This is a genomic window from Bradyrhizobium sp. 31Argb, assembly GCF_043638955.1.
Classification (GTDB): Bacteria; Pseudomonadota; Alphaproteobacteria; order Rhizobiales; family Xanthobacteraceae; genus Bradyrhizobium.
In genome coordinates this window covers 1-4,206 of sequence record NZ_JBEGDB010000440.1, presented here as the reverse complement: position 1 = coordinate 4,206, position 4,206 = coordinate 1, and the positions used below count along the sequence as shown (strand labels likewise).

The following is a 4,206-nucleotide window of genomic DNA, read 5'->3' as shown; positions in this document are numbered from 1 at the left end:
CGCGAAACTACTTCGCCGTCGTCGCCATTGCCGCCACTCTGCTCTGGATAAGGTAACTGTCCACACGGCCTAGCCTGACGTTTGCCGGCGACGGAATTGCGACATTGGTCCTGACTACGACAGCTCGGCTCGCGCGGCTTAATTTATCGTTGATCTGGGTCAAAGCGGGTGGCCCAAAACGGATTCGCTTCCTCGGGAAACCGCAGCACCCGCTGCGCTCATGAGGAAGCCTAAGCCTTGAGCTCATTTGCAACCGACGAGGCTTCGCATCACCAGGAGCAAGCGCCGCGTCGCAACGAGCTTGCGGCGCCTGCGGCCACGAGGCACACGGCGATACCTTCGTAGTCCCGCAGCGCGCGGCGGTTGCTCCACATGAGCGGACGCGGGCTTAGAATTGAACGCGGTCAACCAGCAGACGATGATCTCGCCGACTGAAATCCGGCGTGAGCTGATGGTCGATTGCGACATTACCCAGGCAGTGGCGATGGCAGCGCCCGCGCCGCCGATGGTCACGGCCCCGACGCGCGCCAAATCCTTTCAGAAACGCTTGATCTCGACACCGTATTTCCTCAAGGCGTAGCCAATCTGGCGCGGTGTCAGCCCAAGCAGGCGCGCCGCCTTCGCCTGCACCCAGCCGGACCTTTCCATGGCCGCGATGACACGCTCGCGATCTGTGATCTTCGCACCACCTACGAGGGATGCGCCGGCTGGTGCCAACGGAGCCAGGTCGCCGCCGAAAGGCGGGACCGGCATAGCCGCCTCAGCCGGCGGCATGGCGGGCATAATCGGCACTGATACGATCGGCCGCGGCTGCAGCGCCACCTCGTCCGATCCGGTTTTCCACAGCATCGCGGAAAGGCACTGGCCGTGGCAGCAGGCAAAGTCGTCTCTTACGATCGATGGTCCAGGTGCAAGGGTCGCGGTCCGCTGCACGCAATTCTCAAGCTCGCGCACATTTCCGGGAAAACCGCAGTTCATCAGTACTTCAATCGCACTGCTATCGAAGTCGAGCGTACGGCCGTTCTCGCTGTTGAAATTTCTGAGGAACTCGGTGGCGAGGAGCGGAATATCACCGCGCCTTTCGCGCAACGGCGGCAGCAGCAAGGGAACCACGCTGATCCGATAATAGAGGTCGGCGCGGAACTCGTTGCTTGCCACCGCCTCTTCCAGGTTCTTATTGGTGGCGGCAATCACGCGAACATCGACCTTAACGGTCTGGTTGCCGCCGACGCGCTCGAATTCCTGCTCCTGCAGGACGCGCAGTAGCTTTGCCTGGAACGAAGCCGAAATCTCGCCGATCTCGTCCAGAAATAGCGTCCCCTTGTCGGCGAGCTCGAAGCGGCCCTTGCGGGAGCTGAACGCGCTGGTAAAGGCACCCTTCTCGTGACCGAACAATTCGGATTCCAGTACCGTTTCAGGCAGCGCCGCGCAGTTGAGTTTTATGAGCGGACGCTTGGCGCGCGCCGACCGCTCGTGAATCGCCTTGGCGACCAGCTCTTTTCCGGTACCGGACTCGCCGCGCAACAGCACCGTGCTGTTTGATTTGGCCACCACCGCGATCTTCTCGAGCAGCGCCCGCAGCGCCGGGCTGTCCCCGATGATCCCCTCGACATGGACCTTCTTGCGCTCCCGTGAAGGCTGCTTGAGCTCACACAATTGCTTTTGCAGGCGGTCCTTCTCCACCATCAGTCGCTCGCGGTCACACGCGAACAGCCGATGCAGCTTCACCGTCTGCCCTACAAGGTTGGCGATCATGGTGAGCAGCCGTGCGTCGTAGTCGAGCCGGACGCTCGAGGCCTCGTCCAGCATTCGGTCGATCGTCAGCGTGCCGACGACATTCGCATCGATGCGGATGGGAACGCCGAGGAACGACACTGGCATCTCGTCGGAGGCCCCGAGTACCTCCATGTCCGCAGCACTGAAGGCCGAATGCACCGCTACGTTTTCGGCGACGAGCGGCATGTCCGACGTCACGATCTCCTGCAGTGCCTTCTGCGGCAGGCGCATCCGGTAGCGCTCGTCGCTGCCTTCGCTCCAGCCGGCGCCCACGGTAATGTCCGGCACGCCATCATCGTGGAATAGAGAGACGATACCGTGCCGCATCTGTACAAACGATTGCAGAAGATCAACAACGTTGGCCAGCGTGACTTCGAGCCGGCAGGGCGCGGTGAGTACTTTCGATATTTCGAAGATCCCGATAATCGCGCTCTCATACGACGGCACAATAGGGACCGTGTGGTCCGTCTCGGAGTTTGAGTTAAGCCTTTCGCGTACGGAAGGGATATGCAGCATGACGACGTCTCCGTTGTCATGACCATCCTCCCTGTCGCTCTGTTCGGATTTGCGAATATTGTGTTGCATGTCATCCTCGATCTCGCCCTACAGGGAATGACCGCAAGAGATAACCCCTTATTATGGCACGATGGTAAAACTTACAGCGCCTTCATCGTGGCATGACGGTAAACTTACAATGCTTTGATTTGCTTATTCTCTGCTCTTCCGAACTCGTCGCGCGGATTCCGTGGAAACACGAGTTCCATTGATGTAACTCAAATCAGCTGCGATTTTTTGTTGCAGGTAGGGGGTCGATCACAGGTGTTGGCCACCATCGATCGGCACCTCGGTGCCCGTGACATAGCTTGCCGCATCCGAGCATAGGAAGAAGATGACCTTCGCGACTTCTTCCGGTGTGCCCACCCGGCGCAGCGGAATATTTGGCACAAGACGCGCTTCCGTGTTCGGCGACAAAATGTCTGTTTTGATCTCGCCGGGCGCGATCGCGTTCACGCGAATGCCATGCGGTGCATAGTCGTGCGCCTTTTCGCGCGTGAGACACGCGAGCGCAGCTTTCGATGTTGCATAGGCGCTGCCGGCAAACGGGTGCACCCGCGAGCCTGCGATTGAGGTCACGTTGACAATTGATCCCGACGCTGCTCTCAACTCCTCAAACAGGCCTTGCGCGAGCAGGATCGGCGCCACCAGATTGAGGTGGAACACCCTCATCCAGGTTTCGACTGACGTCGTCAAGGACGTCAGTCGTGCACCGTTCGGCGTCTTCGGCGAAATTCCGGCATTGTTGATCAATGCGTGCAATGGCGCGCCCGCGAGGCGCTCCTTGACCTCGGCGATGGCGCGCGGCAGCATCCGATGGTTGCTGAGGTCGACCTGGACATGGTTGTCGGCCCCTGACTCCCACGGGCAGCGCCCGCCATCGAACGGTTGGCGCGCGCAAGAGATGATGCGCCAGCCCGCTTCCGAAAACAGCTTTCCGGTGGCGTGACCGATGCCGCGCGACGCCCCGGTCAGCACCAACGTCTTCCGTTCTCCCTGCTGGATGCCGGCTCTATCGGTGTGAAACGGACAGCTCACGTCGGTCGCCGACCGTGGACCGGCGACCGCATCGTCGTTTCTCAGATCGAGACTCAAAACGCACCTCCCATCTTGCCCTCGCCCGCCAACGCGGTGCAGGATTTGGGCCAGTGCGATGCAGAGGAATGCTCGCACCTTTTGCGGCCCAATGTCGTGTTCGCAACAGGTTGGCGGGTTCGGGACATCGGGCGCGTTTGCTTTCGGACAGCAGCAAACGCTGGTGCACACCAAGCCGATTTTCAAGTCCTGCAAGACGTGCACGGCACTGCCCATTTGGCTCGGCTCTTGCTCCACGGCCCTAATGCGCGCTGGCTTTGCCGCAAATGTTGTCAATGCGGTCGGTCGAGGTCCGTAAATTGCGCGGATATCAGAACCGCTGGCGAATTCGTTGGCTCTCACACCATTCGATGCGGGGGAACGACGTGTTGCTGTTGAGCAATCCGCCCCTCCTGAGAACCAGGTTACCGGCCACGTCATTCCATTCATCATTCCGTGATCGAACTGGGTCTCAGGATCGGCGGCAGCGAACCCTCAACGGTCGGCTAGCTCAGGTTGATGCTCGTGCCGCAGCGGTAAGGTTACGTTCGGTCACCCGAGCGTCGAGCACGACGAGCAGATTTAGATCATCGAGGCCCTGAACGCATGATCTGGACTTATCCAGACTGTGGATGCATTCGATCAAAACAATCAGTTTTACCAATTCTAGGAATGACGGCAAGCAAAAAGCCAGTTGGAGAAATGAATTCAGGCATACCGGGATTGACCTGCCACTGAACTTTCATCCAGCAGCGGTTAGAGTCTCAGGGTTTTGTACGCCAAGTGGCGCGGGTGGAGCAA

3 protein-coding genes are annotated in these 4,206 nt (G+C 59.7%); 1 reads left to right on the top strand and 2 read right to left on the bottom strand.

The genetic code is table 11. The annotated features are described in order from the left end of the window. Positions 1 to 394 precede the first annotated feature (394 nt). On the top strand, positions 395 to 580 hold the full coding sequence (locus AAFX91_RS39560; RefSeq protein WP_130228489.1) for a hypothetical protein: 186 nt from the start codon (positions 395 to 397) through the stop codon (positions 578 to 580). Here the strand turns inward: AAFX91_RS39560 and nifA are convergent. Both nifA and AAFX91_RS39550 read right to left on the bottom strand, forming a co-directional pair. Further along, positions 538 to 2,361, bottom strand: a complete 1,824-nt coding sequence (nifA, locus tag AAFX91_RS39555; RefSeq protein ID WP_028168867.1) for a nif-specific transcriptional activator NifA — start codon at positions 2,359 to 2,361, stop codon at positions 538 to 540. The genes AAFX91_RS39560 and nifA overlap by 43 nt on opposite strands. A gap of 228 nt (positions 2,362 to 2,589) precedes the next feature. Continuing rightward, on the bottom strand, positions 2,590 to 3,369 hold the full coding sequence (locus AAFX91_RS39550; protein WP_051397290.1) for an SDR family oxidoreductase: 780 nt from the start codon (positions 3,367 to 3,369) through the stop codon (positions 2,590 to 2,592). Positions 3,370 to 4,206 lie beyond the last annotated feature (837 nt).